This is a genomic window from Mesorhizobium sp. WSM4850 (assembly GCF_055811735.1).
Genome location: NZ_JBVVPV010000042.1, coordinates 13,893 through 38,012 on the forward strand (window position 1 = coordinate 13,893; position 24,120 = coordinate 38,012).

Here is a 24,120-nt window from a genome sequence, read left to right on the forward strand (position 1 = left end):
GAGTTGCAGTAACTGAGAAATGTTAGCCCGGACGTTCACCGCAACCGGCGACCTGCCGGTCGCCCGAACAGCATTTGAGGCCGCCGGCCACCTTGGACGAAGCCGGCTTGGCAGGAGACATACTATTTGGCACAAGGCCGCTGCAGCGAATCACGGTCTTCTTCCGCCGACCGCCTCTCCGATCAACCAAACGCCGCGCTGCTCAACCATGTCCGAGCTGGATCCACGAGCCGGAGGATGTCGAGATGATCCAGGTCCGCAAACTCCAGGATGACGAGGATGCAAGGGCATAGCAGGAAACTTGGCATCCATGAGGTCGAACTCGAATGGTATTGGCAGGCCTGCACCAACGGGGGAGCTCGAAGCGAAAAAGCGAAGGACCACACGGCAGGGTCATCTCGGCGCTTGGACCTGTCTGGTGGCCACGGGCGGCCTGGGTGCGGTCAATTCGCCAGGGATGAAAAGACCAGGACGAGCACGGCCTCACATTGGCCGCACGCAACGGCGAGTGGTATCAAGGGGCAGCTGTTCTGCGTCGGCGCCCCAGGGTTGCTCGGCAACAGGTTTAGACAAGGGGATTCAAGATTGAAGGTGTGCCGTTGAAACATGTTCTTGTCATTGACGATGATGCCGCAATGCGGCGCCTCATCGCCGGGTATCTCACGATGCATGCCCTGAAGGTAACCGCAGTCCACGATAGCAAGCAGTTTGACTATGTTCTTTCACATGAGCCAGTCGATCTCGTGGTTGTTGACCTTAACCTAGGCCGGGAGGATGGACTTGCGATTGTCCGCAATCTGGCGACAAAATCGGATGTTCCTATCATAGTGATCAGCGGCGACCGGCTTGATGAGGCGGAAAAAGTGGTTGCACTGGAGCTCGGCGCAACCGATTTCATTCCCAAGCCTTTCGGGATGCGCGAATTCTTGGCCCGCATTCGAGTAGCGTTACGCGAGCGCATTTCTAGTCCGCGAACCAGAGATCAGCGCTCATTTCGCTTTGGGGCCTGGAAGCTCAGCGTGAAGCAGCGGCGACTGATCTGTGCGGAGCGTGGCGAGGTCAAGCTTACCGCATGTGAGTTCAATCTCTTGATCGCATTTCTGGAGAACCCCCGCAACGTGCTATCCAGAGAACGGCTTTTGCTCGCGAGCCGTGTGCGTGGAGAAGAGGTGTACGATCGAAGTATCGATGTCCTAATCATGCGCTTGCGTCGAAAGCTGGAGGCTGATGCGGCCAATCCTCGCCTAGTCAAGACATGCCGTGGTGCAGGGTACTTCTTCAACGCTGACGTAGACGTTAGCTACGGAGGTACCTTGGCCGCGTGACAGGAGCTATTCAGGAGATTGGCTGACGAGGCTGATCAAGCGTAAGCGGTGTTCTCAGGCCACGGCCTTTAGCTCGGGCGCCCGGATGTAGGCCAAAGGCAGCAGGTCATTGATCTGGCTGTTCGGATGGCTGTTGACGATCCTGGTGAGGACGTCGGCGACTAGCCGAGTGGCTCGACACCATTGAGCTTGCAGGTTTCGATCAGCACGCAATGACTGCCCAGTGTTCGGCACCGCCGTCGAGCCAGCGAAGAGCGCGTTCTTGCGGTTGAGCGCGATCGAACGGATTGAGCGCTCGACGGTGTTGCTATCGATCTCGATACGGCCGTCGTCAAGGAAGCGCGAGAGGCCTTCCCAGCGTGAGAGCGTGTAGCGGATTGCCTCGGCGAGCTTGGTCTTCTGACTGATCAGGCCGAGCTTTTCGCGCAGTAAGGTTCAAGATCGGCGACAATAGCGCGGCTATTTTCCTGACGCATCGCACGGCGTTCATTGGCCGATCGGCCGCGGATATCGTCCTCGATCTTGAGGTCGGCGATCGTCTCAGCTCCTGGCTGGCGATCGGCGAGTTCCAGGCCTACAGTCGCCTGCCAACAGTGCCAGCCTGATCAATTACGGCGAGAGCTACCGGTCCGGAGATCGCATCAGCCTCTCCGTCGCCAAAGAGCTGTTCTGCTTCATCCCGGCCATCGAGCTCAACGCCCTGCGTCGGAGCGCTCTCTGCTTCTGGAGGAAGCCATGAGGTCCGCTCGGGCTTGATCGGAGGCTTGCCTGATGGGCGTCGTGGTTGCTTCGCTCGCCTGCCGCCCCGTGGCGAGGGTTTGCGGATTATCGGTCCTCTGCCTCTTCGCCGGTCTCAACAGCGCTGTGTAGTGTTCAGTGTTTATGATGACGCCCCCGGTGTTGCTCCTGTCAGGTGTACTCGTCAGCTCGTGCTGGGCCTCGCGCGACTTGCTCAAGTGCTGGTCAAACGGCGCTGGCGCGACTTGTCGGGCTTGCTGCTCTTGCAACACGGCTTGTTGCGACCCGGCTGCTGCAAAAGCTTCCGCGGGGATTGCGGCAAGCTCGTGCGGCAAGCGGCCCTGCCTCAGTCGGTTTTGCAGCGCCTGCCGGTCGGCAACGAGGTCGTCGAGGTGCAGCGGCCGCTGCCGTTCCGGCCACTCTTGGTTCGCCAATCTCTGAACCAGCGCGCGCGTGCCATCCACCACGAAGACGCCGCAATCAACACCGTTGTTCTGCTGCGCCATGACGGGTGTCACCAGGGTGGTCGCGTCCAGTCTTGTTGCGAGCTCTATTGCAGGCGCGTTGTTGTATCCCCGTCCATAGCTCTGATGGATGGAGTCGTAGTGATAGGCGACCGTTCTTTCCGGGTCGCGGCGATCTACGAGCAGCAGCGACCAATGCTCAGTGCGTCCCTCGTTCTCCGCCGTAGCCATAGGATTGCCACTGTTCACCGGCAGGAACACGAAGTCGGCTGGGGCGTCGTTTTGATGGTAGATCGACAGCAACCTACCTTGCACGTCCCCGTCGTGACGGCGCAGTTGCTGGGAGACCAAGGGATCCACCAGCCTTGTTCGGGCGGCGAGCGCTGGGTGGGCCGCCTGCAGGTACTGCTCCAGCAACTGGTAATCCCTGTGGATATGGACGTCGTCCAGCAGGTCGGTGGCCCCGAGAACCGCCCCCCGGGGGAGGTTAGACGAGCCTGACGGAAGCGTTCCGATCCGTGCATCGGAAGAGGTGGTCAGATCGACCAACGGAACACCGCGATAGGTGTCTGACAGCCTCGCGGTCGCTGGCGAGACGGGTCCTGGAGCCCTTGCCGGTACTGCTGCCGCTGCAGATGCACTCATCGGACCGCGATCGACGAGCCAAAAGTCGTTGCGCCCTTCTGGCCTCTCGGCGGCGTAGCCCTGACCTTTAATCTCGTAGTTCCATTGCGGCTTTTCCGCATCCGGCACGAGGTCATGGCGGTCCAAGAAAGAGAGCATCGCGTCTGGGGCGTGTTGAGTCCCATGGGGAAAGCCTTTGGGGACGGTGAATGAGACGTTTATGGAGTTCTCGATCGTAGCGGGGGATGCCTCAGACCTTGCGAAGGGCGCGGCCTCCGCATGCAGCCTTCCGATGTATTCGGACCTTGTCCCTTGAACCGATAGCCCTTCCAATGGCAACTGCTGCCTGGGAGGCTGCATCGGCACGCGGCCGGCTGAATTGCCGATTTCGCTCAGCGGCGGCTGAATGGCGGCGGCTTGCGGCGTATTCAGGGCCCTCTGCCTCTCCGCTGGCCGCAACAGCGCCGTCGAATGTTCATTGTTGATGATGAACCGCTCGGGTGGCAGGAGGTTGCCCCGGTCAAGCGCATCCGGCCAGGGCCGGTGTTGGCTGGCAGCTAACGCTGGCGGGGCGGCGGCCTCAACTCCGGCGTGCCCAGAGCCGGCCGCCGCGAAAGCGTCCGTCACGCTTCTGTCTGACGCAGACTCCATATCGCGAACCCGTCCCAACGCCCAGCGGAGATTGCGGCTGCCTGGAAGCAACGTCTCGGCGAATTTCATCCGTGAATCATGATCCAGCCTAGAGATCGTCAGGCCCCGACTCTCCAGCGCTTCAGAAAATCTGCGAAGACTACGACCATAGACAACACGGGAGGTTGAGGCCAAGCTGCTGTCACTGGCCACTTGTTCCAAGACCTGCGCGTCTGCCTTTGAGGGCACCGGCACTCGCCGCCGGCCAGGCGCCGAATAGCCCGGCTCATGATACGCACGCAGGACGTTCAATGCCGTCTTTATATCACCGTTTTTCGGAAAGAAAGCATCGACGTGATCGACCAGGGATTGGTGATTTTTTAGATCAGTCGCTTGGCCGCGAGCGCCGAGATCATTCGCCAATTGGCGAAGTGCAGACGTGTATATTCGGACCGTGCTCTCGCTATATTTTTGCTGAACCGCAGCGTGAGTGATCGCCCGATCAATAAGGTCCCGGTGTTCGTCGGACAGATGGGGATAGCGGGTAGCACGGGCGCCACTCGCGACAGGTTCGGCTCGGCGCGGCTCGGCCACGTGCTGCTCAAAGCCCGCTTGCCGGGCCTGGCCCGCAACCGGCAAGAGGTCATGGCGGTCCAAGGAAGAGAGCATCGCGTCTGGGACGGGTTGAGTCCCATGGGAGAAGTCTTTGGGGACGGCGAATGAGACGTTTATGGAGTTCTCGATGGCAGCGGGGGGTGCCTCAGACCTTGCGAAGGGCGCGGCCTCCGCATGCAGCCTTCCGATGTGTTCGGACCCTGTCCCTTGAACAGGTACCCCTTCCAATGGCAATTCACCCAACTGCTGCATGGGGGGCTGCATCGGCACGCGGCCGCCTGAATTACCGATTTCGCTCAGCGGCTGCTGAATGGCGGTGGCTTGCGGCGTATTCAGGGCCCTCTGCCTCTCCGCTGGCCGCAACAGCGCTGCGTAATGTTCAGTGTTGATGATGACGCCCCCGGTGTTGCTCCTGTCAAGTGTACGCGTCAGCTCGTCATGGGCCTCGCGCGACTTGCTCAAGTGCTGGTCAAACGGCGCTGGCGCGACTTGTCGGGCTTGCTGCTCTTGCAAGACGGCGTGTTGCACCTGCGACCCGGCTGCTCCAAAAGCTTCCGCGGGGATTGCGGCAAGCTCGTGCGGCAAGCGGCCCTGCCTCAGTCGGTTTTGCAGCGCCTGCCGATCGGCGACGAGCTTGTCGAGGTGCAGCGGCCGCTGCCGTTCCGGCCACTCTTGGTTCGCCAATCTCTGAACCAGCGCGCGCGTGCCGTCCACCACGAAGACGCCGCAATCAACACCGTTGTTCTGCTGCGCCATGACGGGTGTCACCACGGTGGTCGCGTCCAGTCTTGCTGCGAGCTCTCGTGCAGGCGCGTCATTGTATCCCCGTCGATAGCTCTGATGGATGGAGTCGTAGTGATAGGCGACCGCTCTTTCCGGGTCGCGGCGATCTACGAGCAGCAGCGACCAATGCTCGTTGCGTCCCTCATTCTCCGCCGTAGCCATAGGATTGCCACTGTTCACCGGCAGGAACACGAAGTCGGCTGCGACGTCGTTTTGATGATAGATGGACAGCACCGTATGTTGCGCGTCTCGGTCGTGACGGCGCAGTTGCTGGGAGACCAAGGGATCCACCAGCCGCGTTCGGGCGGCGAGCGCTGGATCGGCCTGCTGCAACTGCTGCTGGAGGAATTCGTAATCCCTCTGGATATGGGCGTCGCTCAGCAGTTCGGTGGCCCCGAGCACCGCCCCCGCGGGAAGGTTGGACGAACCTGACGGAAGCGCTGCGATCTGTGCATCGGAGGAGGTGGTCAGATCGACCAACGGAACACCGCGATAGGTGTCTGACAGCCTGGCGGTCGCAGGCAAGCCGTGTGCTGGAGCCCTTGCCGGTACTGCCGCCGCTGCAGCTTCCCTCATCGCACCGCGATGGACAAGCCAAACGTCGTTGCCTCCTTCTGGCCTCCGGGCGGTGTAGCCGTGACCTTTAATCTCGTAGTTCCATTCCGGCTTGTCCGCGTCCGGCAAGAGGCCCTGGTGATCCAGGAAAGGGAGCATCGCTTCTGGGACGCGTTGAGTCCCATGGGAGAAACCTTTGGGGACGGCGAATGAGATGTTTATGAAGTCCTCGAGCGCAGCGGGGGTCGCCTCAGACCTTGCGGAGGGCGCGGCCTCCGCATGCAGCCTTCGGATATGTTCGGCCCCTGTGCCTTGAACGGGTACCCCTGCCAATGGCAATTCACCCAACTGCTGCATGGGGGGCTGCATCGGCACGCGGCCGCCTGAATTGCCGATTTCGCTCGGCGGCTGCTGAATGGCGGCGGCTTGCGGGGCCCACTGCCTCTCCGCTGGCCGCAACGGCGCCGTCGAATGTTCATTGTTGACGATGAACCGCTCGGGTGGCGGGAGGTTGCCCTGGTCAAGCGCATCCGGCGAGGGCCGGATCTGCTGTTGGCTAGCAGCTAACGCTGGCGGGGCGGCCTCAACTCCGGCGTGCCCAGAGCCGGCCGCTGCCAAAGCGTCCGCCACGATCCTGTCTGACGCGGGCTTCGCATCGCGAACCCGTCCCAACGCCAAGCGGAGATAACGATTGCCTGGAAACAACCCCTCGGCGAGTTTGATCCGCGAATCATGATCCAGCCCAGAGATCGTCTGGCCCTGACTCTCAAGCGCCTTAGAAAAATTGCGAAGATTACGACCATAGATAAGACGGGTGGTTAAGGCCAAGCTGCTGTCACTGGTCACTTGTTCCAAGACATGCGCGTCTGCCTTTGAGGGCGCCGTCACTGGCCACCGGCCAGTCGCTGAATAGCCCGGCTCATGATACGCACGCAGGACGTTCAACGCCGGCTTTATGTCCTTGTTTTGCGGAAAGAAAGTATCGACGTGATCGACCAGGGATTGGTGATTTTTTAGATCAGTCGCTTGGCCACGAGCGCCGAGATCATTCGCCAATCGGCGAAGCGCAGACGAGTATATTCCGAGCGTCGGCGCGCTATGGTGTTGCTGAGCCGCAGCGTGGGCGATCGCCTTATCAATCACGTCCCGGTGTTCGTCCGACAGATGGGGATAGCGGGTAGCAGAAGTCGCTGAATAGCCCGGCTCATGATAGGCACGGAGGGCGTTCAACGCCCTCTTTATTTCCTCCTTATTCGGAAGAAAAGCATCGACGTGATCGACCAGGGATTGGTGATTTTTTAGGTCAGTCGCTTGGCCACGAGCGCCGAGATCATTTGCCAATCGGCGAAGTGCATACCTGTATTTTAGGACCGTGCTCTCGCTATATTTTTGCTGAGCCGCAACGTGGGCGATCGCCTTATCAATAAGGTCCCGGTGTTCGTCGGAAAGATGGGGATAGCCGGTAGCACGGGCGCCACTCGCGACAGGATCGGCTCGGCGCGGCTCGGCCACGTGCGGCTCAAAGCCCGCTTGCCGGGCCTGGCCCGCATTCGGCAAGGGGTCGTGGCGGTCCACGAAAGGGAGCATCGCGTCTGGGACGCGGTGAGTCCCATGAGAGAAGCCTTTGGGGACGGCGAATGGAACGGGTGGCAGGTGGTTGCCCTGGTCAAGCGCATCCGGCCAGGGCCGGTGTTGGCTGGCAGCTAACGCTGGCGGGGCGGCGGCCTCAACTCCGGCGTGCCCAGAGCCGGCCGCTGCGAAAGCGTCCGTCACGCTTCTGTCTGACGCGGACTCCATATCGCGAACCCGTTGCAGCGCCAAGCGGAGATAGGGGTGGCCTGGAAACAACGTCTCGGCGAATTTGATCCGCGAATCGTGATCCAGCCCAGAGATCGTCTGGCCCCGACTCTCAAGCTCCTCAGAAAATCTGCGAAGACTACGACCATAGACAGCACGGGTGGTTGAGGCCAACCTGCTGTCATTGGTCACTTGTTCCAAGACATACGCGTCTGCCTTTGAGGGCACCGTCACTGGCCACCGGCCAGTCGCTGAATAGCCCGGCTCATGATAAGCACGCAGGACCTTCAACGCCGGCTTTATATCCTTAATATCATTGTTTTTCGGAAAGAAAGCATCGACGTGATCGACCAGGGATTGGTGATTTTTTAGATCAGTCGCTTGGCCGCGAGCGCCGAGATCATTCGCCAATCGGCGAAGCGCAGACGAGTATATTCGAAGCGTCTCCGCGCTATGGTGTTGCTGAGCCGCAGCGTGGCCGATCGCCTTATCAATAACGTCTCGGTGTTCGTCGGACAGATGGGGATAGCGGGTAGCAGGGGCGCCAGCAGTCGCTGAATAGCCCGGCTCATGATACGCACGCAGGACGTTCAACGCCCTCTTCATATCATCGTTTTTCGGAAAGAAAGCATCGACGTGATCGACCAGGGATTGGTGATTTTTTAGATCAGTCGCTTGGCCACGAGCGCCGAGATCATTGGCCAATCGGCGAAGTGCATACGTGTATTTTCGGACCGTGCTCTCGCTATATTTTTGCTGAGCCGCAACGTGAGTGATCGCCTTATCAATAACGTCCCGGTGTTCGCCGGAGAGATGGGGATAGCCGGTAGCGCGGGCGCCATTCGCGACAGGATCGGCTCGGCGCGGCTCGGCCACGTGCTGCTCAAAGCCCACTTGCCGGGCCTGGCCCGCATCCGGCAAGGAGCCATGGCGGTCCAAGAAAGAGAGCATCGCGTCTGGGACTTGAGTCCCATGGGAGAAGCCTTTGGGGACGGCGAATGAGACGTTTATGGAGTTCTCGATGGCAGCGGGGGGCTCAGCCCTTGCGGAGGGCGCGGCCTCCGCATGCAGCCTTCCGATGTGTTCGGACCATGTCCCTTGAACAGGTACCCCTTCCAATGGCAACTGCTGCCTGGGAGGCTGCATCGGCACGCGGCCGGCTGAATTGCCGATTTCGCTCAGCGGCGGCTGAATGGCGGCGGCTTGCGGCGTATTCAGGGCCCTCTGCCTCTCCGCTGGCCGCAACAGCGCTGTGTAATGTTCATCGTTGATGATCACCCACTCGGGTGGCAGGTGGTTGCCCTGGCCAAGCGCTTCCGGCGAGGGCCGGATCTGCTGTTGGCTGGCAGCTAACGCTGGAGGGGCGGCGGCCTCAACTCCGGCGTACCCAGAGCCGGCCGCTGCGAAAGCGTCCGCCACGATGCTGTTGAGGTCACCCCGTCCAGCGGGCATGCCTGGGTCGCTGAAAAGAGACGAGGCGGCTTGATCATCCTGCCGTCGCTCAAGCCCTTCGCTCAATTGTTCTAGTCGCAGAACCTCTTCTGGATTGGTTGGCGACTCGTCAGCTTGATCGAACAGCCTCCGGGCCTCGGCAAGGTGCTGCTCATCGCCCACTTGCCGTGCCTGGTCCGATTGCCCCTCTTCCAAGCCGGCGTCCTGCACCTGTGACAAAGCTGATACCCGGGATGGGTTACTATTTCGCGGGTCCACACTAGCCTCACATCAAACTGTATCGTCAAAGTTCTGCGCCAATCCACGCAGTTCCTGATCGGGTTGAGATTCTGCCGAGCCCCTCGTCTGCTTTCACCAAGGGTGCCGGCTCCGGGAGGGCGCCTGTCTGGCTTTCGAAGATGCGTTTAAGTATGCGGTCCGAAAAATATCGCACCTTCCTCAATTGCAATGGTGGCAGACCTTTGATGAGAACAATCTCGTAGTCGTCATCGAGCAGCCGAACCTGTTCGGGACGCAACAGCGGTGCACCTTGATGCGAATTCTGAATGTTCCAATCGAACGTTCGCGCCTGGCTGTAGGAAATCGACTTGGCTTCAAACGTGTATTCACCGATAGCTGCGGAAATGTAGTTCGGAGTCTCGTCATCGGCCGTGGCCATGAACACTTGCAGGCCGGTATTGCTGAGAAAATTCTGCTTGCCAGCCTCGCCATAGGCGCCCGTCAGTGCCGAAAGGCTTTGGATGATGAGCATGGAAGGTCAAGGTGGTTACGCCGTTCCTCGGCCCTCCTCCCGTCGCGGGATGAACTTCCAGCTGCACGTGTCCGTTTGCTATCGCGATCCATTGCTCGGCTTCCAGAGTCGTATCTCTACCCCATGAGGTTACCACCGAAGCTTGATCCGCTAAACCAATATGGTGTTACACTTGTAGTCTCCCAGAGGCTTCTCCTAGCTCTCTGGGTCACGCCGAGAGCCGTAACCGATGAACAGGTGAGCACAAGGTTCGCGCCCCTCTGGGGAAAAAATCTGTAGACCGACGTTCCTCACTGCAATCTTATGCGACTTTTGGGCGAAAAAACACCAAACAACACTACAAAGGCTCCGCTCAAATTCTACGGACTCCAAGACAAGACACAGACCGCTGATGGGTCCGACGCGGTACTCTAACTTGGGACGCGATGTCGGATGAGCGTGAGCCCTGTCGGCCGAAGGGCATTTACCGTGAGTCCTTCGGCGAGGACAAACGCATCGTCGTTCTTGCCGGCAAGCTCAATGCCAATCGCTGCCATGGCGCAAGTCACTGGTCTCCTCTCGCGGCGGCGCCAGATCATCGCCATCGACGTTGAAGGCCACGGCCAGGTCTGCGAGACACGCCCATGAACCGCGAAAGGAACGGCGATGACGTTGCCGCAGCCGGCGCCACCTGGGGATAGTCCAAGCCGACGTAGCGGTTTGGCCGACCATCTGCACAACGGTAACATTTCCGTCGTTTCCGACGATTATAGGTTGCGCATCACTTCTGATTCGGGGGACCAGATGGCGGATTAGCGCAAGAAGCAAATCTTTCGTTCGAGCAGCAAATGGCGGTGGAACGGCCCGACGCCGGCCCCGTCCCTAAGAGCGCTGCGGACTGGGGCATCAAGGATCTGGCCATCCTGCCCGGTGATGTCCAGAAGACCCGACGCCTTCGCAGCCCGAAGTTCGAAGGTCTGCCGGCCGACGCCAGCACCATGTTCGAGCAGCTGTCCGTCACCCTGGAACAGGTTGTCGGCTCCAACGATCGGCGCCCGGCCTGGTGGCTGGAGGAAGGCGCAGCTCGCTCGCGCGCCGTCTGCAAGATCGACGCTTCTGGCATCGACTACAAAGGGCGCTCCGGCACCTGGAGCGGATCCGGTTTTCTGGTCGCGCCGGGTATACTGTGCACCAACCATCACGTCCTCAACAGCAAGGAGGTCACCGCCCGCAGTCGCGCGCTGTTCGATTTCGCCGCCCTTCCCGACGGGACTGTGCGACAGGTCTCAACTTTTCGCCTGCGTCCCGATCTCCTTTTCTGGACCAGCCCTGTCGTCGCCACCGGCGGCAAGGGCGGTCTCGATGTCACGTTTGTCGCCGTCGAAGGCCAACCCGGCTCGACCTTCGGCAGCATTCCGCTTCTGCGGCAGGCCTTTGTGGTAGCTGACGAAGACAAGTTGAATGTCATCCAGCACCCAAATGGACGCCTCAAGGAAGTCGCGATCCGCAACAACACGGTGGTGTTCCAAAACACGCAGGTCGTCCAATATCGTTCGGACACCGAGGCGGGCAGTTCGGGCGCGCCGGTCATGAATGACGGTTGGGAGCTCGTGGCGCTTCACCATGCGGCGAAAGAAGACAAGTCGAACGAAGGCATCAAGTTCTCGGCGATCGCCGCTGCTCTGGAACTGGAGGCGCAAACCGGCAACGCAGATGCGGCGCGGCTTCTCGAACTTTTCGCGGGCACGGATGAACTGGCCGGGTTCTTCGGCACCCTCGGTCGCGCGGTTGCCCGGAACGACAGCGGCATGGAGCGGGTCGTCGATGCCTACAACGGCGAGGATCAGGATCTCGATCGGCTAGCCAACGTTTGTTGAACCATTCGATGTTCCAGAGAAGGCAATCACGTTGGCAGTGGTGCCCTCTTTGATGAACCGTGATGGGTGAGCCGATCAACTCAGGCTCCGAGACGATATAACGCGGGCAGACCACCCCTCAGGCGGTGCCGCGCTCTTAGGGTGGTGGAGGCACGAAGCTGGCCTTGGGAGATGCACCCGAACCGACAATGGCACTTGGCCTCGATCCTGTCGGCCCTCTACGAGCGCCTTGACGATGTGTGATCCCGATCGGCGGATGCACGCGGTTGGGCGACCTCAAGTGCCTCGCCGTCAGGCCCGCAAACAAGGCCGTTTCGGGCGGCAAACGTCTCGCCCCACTCCTTCATCGCGTTCAGAACCGGCGCGAGCGTCTTCCCGAACTCTGTGAGGGAGTACTCCACGCGGGGCGGCACTTCGGCAAAGACCTGGCGTTCGACCACGCCGTCGGTCTCGAGCTGTCGGAGTTGCATCGTGATGGAGCGCTGGCTCGGCTCGCCCACCATGCGCCGGAGTTCACCACGTCGTGGGCCGTTGAGGAGTTCGTAGATGATCAGCGGTTTCCACTTTCCGCCGGCCACGTCGACCGTCACCTCCACCGCACAGTTGTAGGCGAAGCTCCAATGATGTACTTTATACACCTATAGGCAAGAATATTGCCTACTTGCAAGAACACTTGTGGCATCGATATCCCTTTGGTCATTGGCAAATGTCAGGAGACCGAGAATGAGAGCTGCTTTCTACGACCGGCAGGGCGCCGCGAAGGACGTCCTCCAGATAGGTTCTCTTCCTGATCCCGAGCCCCAGTTCGGCGAGGTCCGGGTCAAGGTGGCCGTCTCCGGCCTGAACCCCTCGGATATCAAGACGAGAACGGGCTTCGGCGGCAGGCCGATGCCCTTTCCCCGTGTCGTTCCCCATCAGGATGCGGCCGGGATCATCGACAAGGTTGGGCCGGGCGTGTCCGAGGAGCGGATCGGTGAACGGGTCTGGGTTTTCAAGGCTCAGACAGGCCAGGCGTTCGGATCCGCGGCCGAGTTCGTGGTGGTTCCTTCCTCCCATGCGGCCCCTCTTGCCGAGAATGCGTCGTTTGATGGCGGGGCTTCACTGGGCATCGCGGCCATCACCGCCCATCGCTGCCTCTTCGCCGATGGTGATCTGCGCGGAAAGCGCGTTCTCGTCCAGGGCGGCGCGGGAGCCGTCGGCACGGCGGCCATCCTCCTCGCCAAATGGGCGGGCGCCTGGGTCGCGGCGACCGTGAGCCGCGAGGAGCAAGCCACGGTGGCAGCGGCGGCGGGCGCCGATCTCGTGATCAACCGTCATCAGGAAGACATCGCTGAACGGATCAGGGCCGCGACCGGCGGCCGTGGCGTCGAGCGTATCGTCGACGTCGATTTGGCAGCCAACGTCGAGGCCGATATCGCCTGCATCGCTCCGAGCGGCGTCGCGACGGCCTACGCGACGGAGGATCCGACGATCAGGTTGTCGATGCCGTTCCTATCGACGATGTTCGGGGGCTATGCCTTCCGCTTCGTGTTCTTCTACACGATCCCTGAGGATGCGTTCCGCCAGGCAGTCGAAGAGGTCTCCGCCTGCGTGGCGGCTGGGGCCTACTGGCCGCAGATCGCGATGAAGCTGCCGCTCGACCGCATTGCCGAAGCGCATGAGGTACAGGAGAGGGGCAAGGCAGTCGGCAAGATCCTGATCGAAATCTGATCTTGCATTTTGGCGACGGAGCGTGCCACCCATCCCTCACTCGGGGTCGGGGCACATGTGCTGATTTCCTGCACGGCCTAAAAGCGGTCGTTCAGGAGATCGTCAACGGGCGGCTTCGAAAGCGCCGCCGGTAGTCGTTGGGCGTCAAGCCGACGATCCGGATGAGCACTTTCCGGAGGGCGCCGGGATCGGATGACCACCGGGGTTCAGCCGCAGGCCAACACCATGTCGGGATACGAGACCCAGTAGGTGCTGGGAGGATGACCTCGTCGCTTTCGCCGACGGTGCCACCAAGGCGTTGTAGATGACCTGCTTCGGTCCCAACCGTCACCTGATCGAGGTCGCAACGGAGCTTTGCGATGATGGCCTGGCGCAGCGCCGGCGCATCGTTCACGGGCGTGTACCGCGTGTTGCCTGCTGCGAGGGCGGCCACGACCGCATCCTTGGGCCTCCTGTTGGCGCACGAGCGCCCTCGGCTGAGTAGCCAGCGTCGCCCGCCGCCACCGAGACTGGCAACTGCTACGCAGAAGGACGAAGCCGATGCCACACATCCATTCCGTAAATCTTTCTATCTAACAATTCGATTTCCCCGATTATCTGATGAGGAATATGAGGGCGCCAGGTGGCGTGGTGGGTTGCATCATAAGGAGTATTTGCGATGGCAAACATCATTGAGGGTAGGTCCTCGCGTCCCGAATGGCTCATCGGCACCGATCTCGAGGATTGGATGGCGGGTGACGAGGGCAATGACCGGCTTGAGGGTCGTCGCCGCAATGACAAGATCGAAGGTGGCGATGGCGATGATCACGGCATCGGCGGCGAGGGAATGACCGAATTTGGGGCGGAACGGGCGACGACTATCTTCGCGGTGACAACGGCCGCTTCCAACCGCGCCTCGTCGCGAGGATCATGACAAGCTCTTCGGCGGTCCCGGCGACGATCTCCTCTACGTGGTGACGGCAAAGACAATTTGACGGGGGGGCCGGCAATGACACGTTTCTGTTCCAGTTCCACAATTCGATCCACGGAGTAGTCGAGGGGACGGCGGACATTACCACTATCAGCGATTTCAACGCGAAGGAGGACACTTTCGCCTTCGATGCGGTGGGCCGCGGCGACGACGGTTTTGGCGCGAACTTCGTCAACAACGCCGCCGCAAAGTCTGGCAGCCCGGTGAGCAGCTTCTACAGCGGTCCGTCTGCGGGTGCGAAGGGCGAGCATGTGGTGGTGATCACTGACGATTCTTTTGAGACTGCCTCCGACGCAGCGCGTAAGATCTCCGGCGAGGCCGTCGGCGACATCATCGTCTACTACTGACACGACGATTTTGGCAAAATGGCGAAGCTGGCGTATGTCACCGCCTGCTGACAGCAACGCCGCTGATTTGCGCATCAACCGAGGAGTTTCCCCAACGTGTTCGTATCCTTCTTCCCGCAGCCGAAGCCTTTTTTCATCTCGGCCGCCGTCTGGAGCCTTCTGCTCGTCCTCCTGTGGTTTTTCGGCGGTGAGCACCTTGGCACGATGCTCGGCATGCCGCCGGTCGACCCGCAGGCAGCACCAGTCATCAGCCCGTTAAGATTCCTGACGCCGGCATTTCTCTGGTTTTATGGATATTTCTTCGCCGGTATGGGCGTATTCTACCTTTTCTGGGCGCTGTATTCCCCGCATCGCTGGCAGAACTGGTCGATCCTTGGCTCTGGTTTGATCATTTTCGTCACCAATTTCATCGTCCAGCTCAGCGTGGCGCTCAATGACTGGCGCGGCATGTTTTACGACATGGTGCAGAGGGCACTCACCACACCGGGCTCCGTTTCCCCTGCCGAGCTTTACTACGGCGTATGGCAGTTTCTGTCCTTGGCCCTGGTCTATATGAGCATTGCCGTTCTGAACGTGTTTTTCGTCAGGCACTACGTGTTTCGCTGGCGCACCGCGATGAACGATTATTTTACCGCTTACTGGCCGCGGCTGCGCCATATCGAAGGGGCGTCGCAGCGCGTTCAGGACGACACGATGCGCTTCTCCAGCACAATGCAGGGGCTCGGAGTGAACTTCATCGACTCCATCATGACCCTGATTGCATTCCTGCCCTTGCTGGCCTCCCTGTCCCTCCATGTCTCGACGCTTCCGATCGTCGGCGCAATCCCTTATCCGCTGGTCATCGCGGCGGTCGGGTGGTCGCTGTTTGGCACCGGCTTGCTGGCAATCGTCGGCATCAAGCTTCCCGGCCTGGAATTTCGCAATCAGCGCGTTGAAGCCGCGCTGCGAAAGGAGCTTGTCCTCGGCGAGGACGATACGGCACGAGCGCAGCCACCAACGCTGGCCGAGCTTTTCAGCAATGTTCGGAAGAACTATTTCACGCTATACGCTCATTATGTCTACTTCGACATGGTCCGCTATCTCTATCTCCAAGTCGACAACGTTTTTGCTACCTTTCTTCTTGTTCCGACCTTGGCAATCGGCAAGATAACATTTGGCGTTTTCCAGCAAATTGTCACCGCGTTTTCCCAAGTCGCCAGTTCGTTCCAATATCTCGTGAATTCCTGGCCGACCATCGTCGAGCTGATATCCATCTACAAACGCCTGCGCGCCTTCGAGGCGACGCTAGAAGGGGCGCCGCTAACGGAAATCGACCGGGACTATTTGGCGCGAGAGCGGGCCGGCTTGCGCCTTGAGGATCAGCCGGTAAGCTGAGCGTGGCGGGCGGCGAGCGCTTCTAGTCAGCCGCCCACCGACGTCTGCTTTTCGCCGTCACGTCGCCGTGAAACATAGTCGCAATAGCTGATGCACTCGACATCGGGCTTGGTGCAGACCTCGCGGCAAAGCGCTCCAGCGCATGCCAGTAGGCGCCGTCATTCATCAGCGTGAAATTGAACCGAGTTCCAGCGGAATGCGTTTGCCCTGGTACTGCATATCGAAGGCGATGCGGAAGGCGTCTGTCCGGTCGTCGTCCGCCTTGCTCGGCCGCTCGAAGCCGCCGGAATGCCTGACATAAAGATGTAATCCATCGCGATCATTCGCCTTGTGTCGGGACCTTCCGGAATCTGCGGCAGCGAGAAGCGTGTGATGCCGTCGTGGGTCGGTGGTCGGGCAGGGCCGCGCGACACACTGCTCCCGTCGAACAGATAGCCCGCTGAGAAGTTTCCATGTTCTTGAGGCGGCTCCGAACCGGCTGGACCGACGATGACGTCGGCACCGTCGACATGATCCGGCAGACCGGCAAGTCCAAGAGCTGCATATGGCGTTGGCAGAGCGCTTCGCCGCCGAAGGCTTCAAGGGCTATTGCGCGACGCGGCCCTCGCGTATTGGTTTCTCGGGCCCGAAGCCCGCCGAGCGCGGTTCTGGTAACGCCGTGAGAGGAATCGGGCGACGGGCCATAATTATGAAATACATTGCGTTAGCTGCATGGAAAAGGAGTTGACGGTTTAGGAGCGGGATGCGGCGCCAAACGCACGCTGGAATCAGCCGAGGCGCGCTCGTGGTTGGGCTTAGCCGAGAAGGGAATCCGCGAAGCACAGCTCCAATTAACCAAGAGGTGAAAGCCGCGCCAGGGTATCTCTCCGCCTGTCGCTACGAAGCTGCTGTAGGCAACGCTGCTTCAAACGCAAGAACTCGCCGGACGCGATGATGTCAGTGGTCCTCGGCCTCTCGAAGGCCATATTGATTTCTTCGTGGATGCGACCTGGCTGTGCCCTGCATGACGATGATTCGATCCGAAAGCAGGAAGGCTTCGTCGATGTCGTGACGAAGACGACCGTCGTTTTGAACTGCTCGAGCAGCAGTTCCTGCATCCTGAGCCGTGTAGCCGAACGGAGAAAGTCGAGAATGCTGCCAACGGAATTGTGCGCGGGATCAAGGAGCCTGCGAGGGCTGGAGCGCGATCGGTGAGTGGAGGGGTATTCCTCTGAGCGTCTTCCTCCAGCATGTTGGCGCGGACATGACAGCCAAATATGTCGGCTTCAAATGCGGACCGCTATTATTCCAGTATCGATGTGCCGACAGCACTGCACCCGCAAACCATCCTGTCGCTCGATTTCGGGAAGGATTCTTGCCGCTCAAATATCGTTCACCGATGAAGCTTAGGGTGTCGACTAAGCTCGGCTTTAAGAACCCCAAGCATATCCTAGAGGTGTTCGTCGCCAATGATTATCCGGGCGGCTACTGGGTAGACCAGGGCTCCAACTGGTTCAGTGGGCTATGAACAGCTCCGCCGCCAGCCTTGGGTGCCGTAAACTTCCACGATCGATTGATAGGCTATTGACCCGCGGCGGGTGTACCCTCAGCGATCATGCGAAGATCGTGTGACTGTCCAAGTTTCCCAAACGCAGGCATCCCACAGATGGGGCACTCGGCTGCTGCGGGTCACCGTCGACGACAGTCACACTTACTGATCTCGATATAATTGTTGAACCTCGGTCTTAAGAGCAGCAGTGCTGACCTCAAGCTCCTTAACCGATGTCGAAATGAGTTTGGCCGCGGGCATGGCACGCGCAAGCGGCGCACCCTGGCCAGCCCATTGTGCTCCGAATCCGCGCTCCTTTCTTGCTTTTGCAGCAGCATGCAGCGCCTTTCCAGAATCGTAGGCGATCTCTGGGCAAACGGACCCTACGATCTGCCATCAAGATCCGCCGACGATTGGGTCTGACTGACCCCTTGTTTTTGCTCCACCTTTCTTAAGCCCGCTGCAGTTGTCGGGCCGGCTCTGGTCCTTCCGGCTGAGGCCGTGAATGCGCCTCAGACGCCACCGCCATGAAAGCCTGAAGTGCCGCGGAGAGATACTCGTCGCTCCGCGTCACAAAAACAGTCGGCGCCGACCGCAGATTGTCAGGTAGCTGGTGTATGATGACCTGTCCGTCGGCTGCCGCATCCTGAACGACCCCCCGAGGTAGCATGGCCATCCCTACCCCGGCGGCGACGCAGCCGATGATCCCGTCCATTGTTCCGAGTTCCATCCAGCGGACATGCGTTACCCCACACGCCGCCAGGAACGTGTCCATGCGCCGGCGATAGGAACAGCCCGATCTGGCGGGGCGGCTGCCTCAACTCTGGCGTGCCGAGAGCCGGCCGCTGCGAAAGCGTCGGCCACGCTGCTGTTGAGGTCACCCGGTCGAGCGGGCATCCCTGGGTCGCTGAAAAAAGACGAGGCGGCTTGATCATCCTGCCGTCGCTGAAGCACTTCGCTCAACCCCTGTTCCAGTCGCAGAACCTCCTCTGGATTGGTTGGCGACTCGTCAGCTTGATCGAACAGCCTCCGGGCCGTCTCGAGACCCCCGGCTGACGCGGACTCCGCATCGCGAACCCGTTGCAACGCGAAGATGAGATTGCGTTTGTCTGGAAGTAACGTCTCGGCGAATTTGATCCGCGAATCGTGATCCAGCCCAGAGATCGTCAGGCCCCGGCTCTCAAGCGCCTTAGAAAATCTGCGAAGATTACGACCATAGTCAGCACGGCTGCTTGGGGCCAACCTGCTGTCACTGGTCACTTGTTCAAAGACATGCGCGTCTGCTTTTGAGGGCACCGGCGCTGGCCGCCCGACAGTAGCTGAATAGCCCGGCTCATGATACGCACGGAGGACGTTCAACGCCGTCTTTATATCGTCGTTTTTCGGAAAGAAAGTATCGAGGTGATCGAGCAGGAATTGGTGATTTATTAGATCAGTCGCTTGGCCGCGAGCGCCGAGATCATTTGCCAATTGGCGAAGTGAATACGTGTATTTTCGGATCGTGCTCTCGCTATATTTTTGCTGAACCGCAGCGTGAGTGATCGCCCGATCAATAAGGTCCCGGTGTTCGTCGGACAGATGGGGATAGCGGGTAGCACGGGCGCCAGGTGACGCGGGCTCCGCATCGCGAACCCGTTGCAACGCGAAGATGAGATTGCGTTTGTCTGGAAACAACGTCTCGGCGAATTCGATCCGCGAATCATGATCCAGCCCAGAGATCGTCAGGCCCCAACTCTCAAGCGCCTTAGAAAATCTGCGAAGACTACGACCGTACTCAGCACGGCTGCTTGGGGCCAACCTGCTGTCACTGGTCACTTGTTCAATGAGATGCGCGTCTGCTTTTGAGGGCACCGGCGCTGGCCGCCCGACAGTCGCTGAATAGCCCGGCTCATGATACGCACGCAGGACGTTCAACGCCCTCTTTATGCCGTCGTTTTTCGGAAAGAAAGCATCGACGTGATCGACCAGGGATTGGTGATTTTTTAGATCAGTCGCTTGGCCACGAGCGCCGAGATCATTCGCCAATTGGCGAAGTGAATACGTGTATTTTCGGACCGTGCTCTCGCTAAATTTTTTCTGAACCGCAGCGTGAGCGATCGCCTTATCAATAAGGTCCCGGTGTTCGCCGGAGAGATGGGGATAGCGGGTAGCACGGGCGCCACCCGCGACAGGAGCCGGATCGGCTCGGCGTGACTCGGCCACGTGCTGCTCAAAGCTCACCTGCCGCGCCTGGCCCGCATCCGGCAATGAGCCATGGCGGTCTAAGAAAGAGAGCATCGCGTCTGGGACTTGAGTCCCATGGGAGAAGCCTTTGGGGACGGCGAATGAGACGTTTATGGAGTTCTCGATGGCAGCGGGGGGCTCAGCCCTTGCGGAGGGCGCGGCCTCCGCATGCAGCCTTCCGATGTGTTCGGACCCTGTCCCTTGAACGGATACCCCTTCCAATGGCAATTCACCCAATTGCTGCACGAGGGGCTGCATCGGCACGCCGCCGCCTGAATTGCCGATTTCGCTCAGCGGCGGCTGAATGGCGGCGGCTTGCGGCGTATTCAGGGCCCTCTGCCTCTCGGCTGGCCGCACCAGCGCTGTGTAATGTTCGTCGTTGATGATCACCCACTCGGGTAGCAGGTGGTTGCCCTGGCCAAGCGCTTCCGGCCAGGGCCGGATCTGCTGTTGGCTGGCAGCTAACGGCGGCGGGGCGGCGGCCTCAACTCCGGCGTGCCCAGAGCCGGCCGCTGCGAAAGCGTCGGCCACGATGCTGTTGAGGTCACCCGGTCCAGCGGGCATCCCTGGCTCGCTGAAAAGAGACGAGGCGGCTTGATCCTGCCCTCGCTCAAGCCCTGCGCTCAATTGTTCAAGTCGCAGAACCTCTTCTGGATTGGTTGGCGACTCGTCAGCTTGATTGAACAGCCTCCGGGCCTCGGCAAGGTGCTGCTCATCGCCCACTTGCCGGGCCTGGCCCGCTTGCCCCTCTTCCAAGCCGGCATCCTGCACCTGCGACAAAGCTGATACCCGGGATGGATTACTATTTCGCGGGTCCACACTAGCCTCACATCAAACCGTATCGTCAAAGTCCTGCGCTAATCCACGCAGCGGCTCATCGAGTTGAGATTCTGCCGAGAGCCCCTCGTCTGCTATCGTCAAGGGTGCCGGCTCCGGGAGGGCGCCTGTCTGGCTTTCAAAGATGCGTTTCAGAATGCGATCCGAATAATATCGCACCTTCCTCAATTGCAATGGTGGCAGACCTTTGATGAGAACGATCTCGTACTCGTCATTAAGTAGCCGCACCTGTTCGGGACGCAACAGCGGTGCACCCTGATGTGAATTCTGGATGTTCCAATCGAACGTGCGCGCCTGGCTGTAGGAAATCGATTGGGCTTGAAACGTGTATTCACCGATAGCTTTGGAAATGTAGTTCGGAGTCTCGTCATCGGCAGTGGCCATGAACACTTGCAGGCCGGTATTGCTGAGAAAATTCTGCTTGCCAGCCTCGCCATAGGCCCCCGTCAGTGCGGAGAGGCTCTGGATGATGAGCATGAAGCGACCCTTGTAGCCCGCGATGGTCGTAATTGCGGTCTCGATCGCCTCCAGCTTACCCAAGTGCTTGAACTCATCGAGCAGAAAGAGAACCTCGTTCTTTTCATCCCGGCGGGGCAGCGACCGCTGCAGAATTGAAACGATTTGCTGAAAAAACAAGCGTATCAAAGGCGCGATCACCTCAAGATCGTTCGGACCAACACAAAGATAGATGCACGTTCTGCGACGGCGAAGATCATAGACCGAAAAGTCCGAGCGACTTGTAGCTGCCTTTACAGCGGGATCCGCCCACAAATTGAGCCCGCCATCGCCGAGCACGGAAGTGTAGGAGGTCAGGATTTTCGTGTCGTTCCCCGCCATGTCGTCGAATATGCGTTGTGCCTCTTTGTTCTGGGTCTCCATGGCGAGTCGCGCGAAGAGCTTAAACTTCTCCCCCGGCTGGGCGAAGAGATCATAGACGGCGCCGATTGTTGGCGTGCCCCGCTCGATGCAGGCAAGGATCCCCGCGACAAAGATATCTCGCGCGCCGCTGACGAAACCTTCCGCGCCCTCCCCCTTCGCCGTAATCAGGTTTGCGGCCAAGCGGCGGGCTTCGGTGAATTGCAGCTGCGGAGGCAGCGCTATAAGATCCAACAGCGGATTGTAGCAGTTTGTGCGCCGCTCCGAATCCAGCGGCGCGAATTTGAACACGTCGTCGCCTGCGGCTTTGCGCGCCCTCGAGGTGAGCTCAAAGAGCTCCCCTTTGACATCCAGAGCTATCACTGAGCCTTTGAATGTAAGTAGCGTTGGAATGACTATGCCGACGCCCTTGCCAGCGCGCGTCGGTGCAACGATGAGGCTGTGAGGCTGCTCGCCATTGGTCAGGTAGTAGCCAGGCCAGAAAGGGCCACTCGTCTTCCCAAATACCGGGCCTGTCACGCCACGGTATCGTCGCAGATATCCGGTGCGTCGCATTTCATCCACTCGAGCCCAACGAGCCGTCCCGTGGTGTTCGAGCTTGTGGCGTAATACGATCCGCTGAATCAGCAAGACGACCCCGGACGTCGAGAGCAAGATAGCTGCGCCCCGATAGAAAACGGGGGTTGCGAAACCCAGATAGAAGGGGGTCTCAAACCAAAAGGCACGGACGTCAAACGTCATCAAAGCCTCGCCGCTACCCCCGTGGCGGAACGTTGCGTACAGACTTGCCGCGCAGAAGCCCAAGGCGAGCGAGCACGCGATGCTAATGGCTATGTTTGGGGGCGTCGTTTTTGTTGAGGGCATTGTTCCATTGCCGGATTAGCCGTAGCTAGTGCTGCGCTTGCTTCAGACACCGAACCGACGTCGCGCGATGTCGCCGCTCGACAGATCGATGCCGCAGCGGGTGGTGCGATGCTTGCATCGACCACCCGGCAGACGTGGTTTTTGAAAGTTACACCAGGCAGGTACGTCAACGGACAGCGAATTGGAAACGGCAAGGCCGTGAACGGAATTCGGGAGAGAAGGCGTCACTGTACCATGGCCGAGACCTCAACGGCCCGAGCGATCTCTGCTTCTGGAGGCAGCCATCAGGTCGTCTCGAGCGTGACTGAAGTCGTGGTTAATGGCCTGACCGACTAGACCACCCCGCTGCAGCTGTTCATAGGAGATTTGCGCGCTTGTCGCACGGACTGCAGCCTCAAGACCTGCTATATGGCCGTCCAGATTCGCATTCCGTTCCGCTGCTGCATACCGCGGCGGAGGCATGTTCTGCAACAGACCATGCAGGTGGGGAAGTGAGCTAGCTTGCGCCTGTTGATTTGCGTCTAATTCATGATACACGGCGATAATGGCATTTTGTGCGTTCTCCTTGACCATGTGGTGATTATGAGGATCAGCCGCCAATTCAATGGCCTGCTCAAAAATGCGGGATTTATTTGCGTCATTAAACTTACCGAAGTTTTGTGAAGCGTAAAGAGCTCCGAGAGCTTGCTCCGGTGGCTCCATGTTGCCAATGCGATTAACAACAGCATCTTGCATCTGTGGCGTTATGTAATTGGCTATACTACTGACCGCTCTGACTTGCTCCAATGCGACGTTATCCGGCTGGTACCCCAATCCGTCTGTCAATTTCCGGGCCAGCTCCATGGCTGATTGTCCGAGCTGATTGGCCCGCCTTTCAAATTTCGCGAGGTCAGTTTCTGGCCCGGGTTGAGTGCCCCGAACGGCTGTCCGCGCTTGCGTCCCGAGGTCTTTGAAGCCCCCAAGATTTCGCGCTGTATCGCGCGGGTTAGCGGTTACCAGCCGTTCTGCTACCTCGCTTAATGCCCCCTCTGGAAGGGACAGGATGTTGCTGGGTTCCCTGCCGCCTTGGGATGAACTTGCAGCTGCGCGTGCCCGTTTGTTATCGCGATCCATGCTCGGTCTCCAAAGTCGCTATTCTACCCAATGAGGTTACCACCAAAGCTTGACCTGCTGAACCGATATGATGTTACAGTTGTAGTCTGGCAGAGGGTTCCCAGCTCTGTGGGTCTGCCAAGAGCCCGCCTGAGCCAAGGAAAATCTGATGAGGCTGGCATCAAATGCGATGAGTGGGGTCTGCCCGAGGGCATGAATGGCACGCCGTCGCCGACTCTTTCACCTCCCCCTTCCGGTTCCTTGCAAGAGCCCGGCATGAGATCCCCCGCAGCAGGTTCTCCTTTGGGCGCAGGCTTGCATGCTCGACGGTTTCGATGAGGACCATCGCCCACTCCGGCTGATCAGCCGCGGCCGAGCTGTCGTGCTCCCTCGGCAAGGAAATCAGTCGCGACCTGACCGGCAATTTGCGCCGCGCCGCGCCAATAGCATCGCTGTACCATGCCACCGCCAAGGCATTCCTGCCGCAGGCCACCCGTGGCAATCCCCCGGCCCAACCGGCGCCAGGCGAGGAGCAAAGGTCCGACGGCAAAAACGCGCGCGGGCGGGCAGCACGGCATCGCGCAATGCCGCTCCGTTCTCGACGCGGCCGCCTGTCGTCTATGTGCCGCGGTCGTCAGCACCAGCCCGCGGCGAGCCAACCGTCGGCTGGGCGATCGCGACGTCTTCAATGCCTTTGTTCCGGGGTTTT

Annotated in this window: 13 protein-coding genes and 4 pseudogenes; 7 read left to right on the plus strand and 10 right to left on the minus strand. The window is 59.9% G+C overall.

The window, feature by feature from the left end; translation table 11 throughout:
- The first annotated feature begins 599 nt into the window (after nucleotides 1-599).
- Nucleotides 600-1,325 carry a two-component system response regulator VirG gene (gene virG / locus AC0L2Z_RS28215; RefSeq protein WP_473479361.1) on the plus strand — a complete coding sequence of 242 codons (726 nt, stop codon included), beginning with the start codon at nucleotides 600-602 and terminating at the stop codon, nucleotides 1,323-1,325.
- A 54-nt stretch (nucleotides 1,326-1,379) separates the two neighbouring features.
- On the opposite strand, the pseudogene AC0L2Z_RS28220 reads toward virG, so the two are convergent.
- From AC0L2Z_RS28220 to AC0L2Z_RS28230, 3 genes and pseudogenes are all read right to left on the minus strand, one after another.
- Nucleotides 1,380-1,890, minus strand: a pseudogene (locus AC0L2Z_RS28220) (IS66 family transposase); the annotation flags it as partial.
- 127 nt (nucleotides 1,891-2,017) lie between these two features.
- Nucleotides 2,018-9,178, minus strand: coding sequence for a Ulp1 family isopeptidase (locus AC0L2Z_RS28225; RefSeq protein ID WP_473629888.1), 7,161 nt, complete (start codon nucleotides 9,176-9,178; stop codon nucleotides 2,018-2,020).
- Nucleotides 9,179-9,266: 88 nt separating this feature from the next.
- Nucleotides 9,267-9,734, minus strand: a pseudogene (locus AC0L2Z_RS28230) (type IV secretory system conjugative DNA transfer family protein); the annotation flags it as partial.
- A gap of 827 nt (nucleotides 9,735-10,561) precedes the next feature.
- Here AC0L2Z_RS28230 and AC0L2Z_RS28235 point away from each other — a divergent pair.
- The gene (locus tag AC0L2Z_RS28235) at nucleotides 10,562-11,590 is read left to right on the plus strand and encodes a trypsin-like serine peptidase (RefSeq protein ID WP_473479355.1); all 1,029 of its coding nucleotides are present in this window, start codon (nucleotides 10,562-10,564) and stop codon (nucleotides 11,588-11,590) included.
- Between the two features lie 218 nt (nucleotides 11,591-11,808).
- Here AC0L2Z_RS28235 and AC0L2Z_RS28240 read toward each other — a convergent pair whose 3' ends face one another.
- On the minus strand, nucleotides 11,809-12,228 hold the full coding sequence (locus AC0L2Z_RS28240) for a winged helix-turn-helix transcriptional regulator (RefSeq protein ID WP_473479352.1): 420 nt from the start codon (nucleotides 12,226-12,228) through the stop codon (nucleotides 11,809-11,811).
- Between the two features lie 85 nt (nucleotides 12,229-12,313).
- Between AC0L2Z_RS28240 and AC0L2Z_RS28245 the strand changes: the two genes are divergently transcribed.
- Complete coding sequence (locus AC0L2Z_RS28245) at nucleotides 12,314-13,300, plus strand: NADPH:quinone reductase (protein ID WP_473479350.1); 987 nt, start codon at nucleotides 12,314-12,316, stop codon at nucleotides 13,298-13,300.
- A gap of 91 nt (nucleotides 13,301-13,391) precedes the next feature.
- Here AC0L2Z_RS28245 and AC0L2Z_RS28250 read toward each other — a convergent pair whose 3' ends face one another.
- Complete coding sequence (locus AC0L2Z_RS28250; protein WP_473479348.1) at nucleotides 13,392-13,733, minus strand: hypothetical protein; 342 nt, start codon at nucleotides 13,731-13,733, stop codon at nucleotides 13,392-13,394.
- Between the two features lie 401 nt (nucleotides 13,734-14,134).
- Between AC0L2Z_RS28250 and AC0L2Z_RS28255 the strand changes: the two genes are divergently transcribed.
- The 3 genes from AC0L2Z_RS28255 to sbmA all read left to right on the plus strand — a co-directional run bounded on the left by AC0L2Z_RS28255 (nucleotide 14,135) and on the right by sbmA (nucleotide 15,991).
- Nucleotides 14,135-14,257 (plus strand): hypothetical protein, encoded by a 123-nt coding sequence (locus AC0L2Z_RS28255; protein WP_473479584.1) that lies wholly within the window; start codon nucleotides 14,135-14,137, stop codon nucleotides 14,255-14,257.
- Nucleotides 14,258-14,404: 147 nt separating this feature from the next.
- Nucleotides 14,405-14,617 carry a hypothetical protein gene (locus AC0L2Z_RS28260; protein ID WP_473479345.1) on the plus strand — a complete coding sequence of 71 codons (213 nt, stop codon included), beginning with the start codon at nucleotides 14,405-14,407 and terminating at the stop codon, nucleotides 14,615-14,617.
- Nucleotides 14,618-14,713: 96 nt separating this feature from the next.
- Entirely contained in the window at nucleotides 14,714-15,991 is a 1,278-nt protein-coding gene (gene sbmA, locus AC0L2Z_RS28265) for a peptide antibiotic transporter SbmA (RefSeq protein ID WP_473479342.1), read from the plus strand.
- 26 nt (nucleotides 15,992-16,017) lie between these two features.
- On the opposite strand, the pseudogene AC0L2Z_RS28270 reads toward sbmA, so the two are convergent.
- A pseudogene (locus AC0L2Z_RS28270) lies at nucleotides 16,018-16,434 on the minus strand (polysaccharide deacetylase family protein); the annotation flags it as partial.
- 740 nt (nucleotides 16,435-17,174) lie between these two features.
- Between AC0L2Z_RS28270 and AC0L2Z_RS28275 the strand changes: the two are divergent.
- A pseudogene (locus tag AC0L2Z_RS28275) lies at nucleotides 17,175-17,498 on the plus strand (molybdopterin-binding protein); the annotation flags it as partial.
- A gap of 472 nt (nucleotides 17,499-17,970) precedes the next feature.
- On the opposite strand, the gene AC0L2Z_RS28280 reads toward AC0L2Z_RS28275, so the two are convergent.
- The 4 genes from AC0L2Z_RS28280 to AC0L2Z_RS28295 form a co-directional block, all read right to left on the minus strand.
- Nucleotides 17,971-18,294: a LysR substrate-binding domain-containing protein gene (locus tag AC0L2Z_RS28280; RefSeq protein WP_473629889.1), complete on the minus strand. Its 324-nt coding sequence runs from the start codon at nucleotides 18,292-18,294 to the stop codon at nucleotides 17,971-17,973.
- Entirely contained in the window at nucleotides 18,264-20,522 is a 2,259-nt protein-coding gene (locus tag AC0L2Z_RS28285) for a hypothetical protein (RefSeq protein WP_473479336.1), read from the minus strand. The genes AC0L2Z_RS28280 and AC0L2Z_RS28285 overlap by 31 nt, the downstream gene beginning before the upstream one ends.
- 51 nt (nucleotides 20,523-20,573) lie before the next feature.
- Nucleotides 20,574-22,319, minus strand: a complete 1,746-nt coding sequence (gene virD4, locus AC0L2Z_RS28290; RefSeq protein ID WP_473629890.1) for a type IV secretion system ATPase VirD4 — start codon at nucleotides 22,317-22,319, stop codon at nucleotides 20,574-20,576.
- Nucleotides 22,320-22,565: 246 nt separating this feature from the next.
- A complete protein-coding gene (locus AC0L2Z_RS28295; protein WP_473479332.1) occupies nucleotides 22,566-23,432 on the minus strand; it encodes a hypothetical protein in 867 nt (288 codons plus the stop codon).
- Nucleotides 23,433-24,120 lie beyond the last annotated feature (688 nt).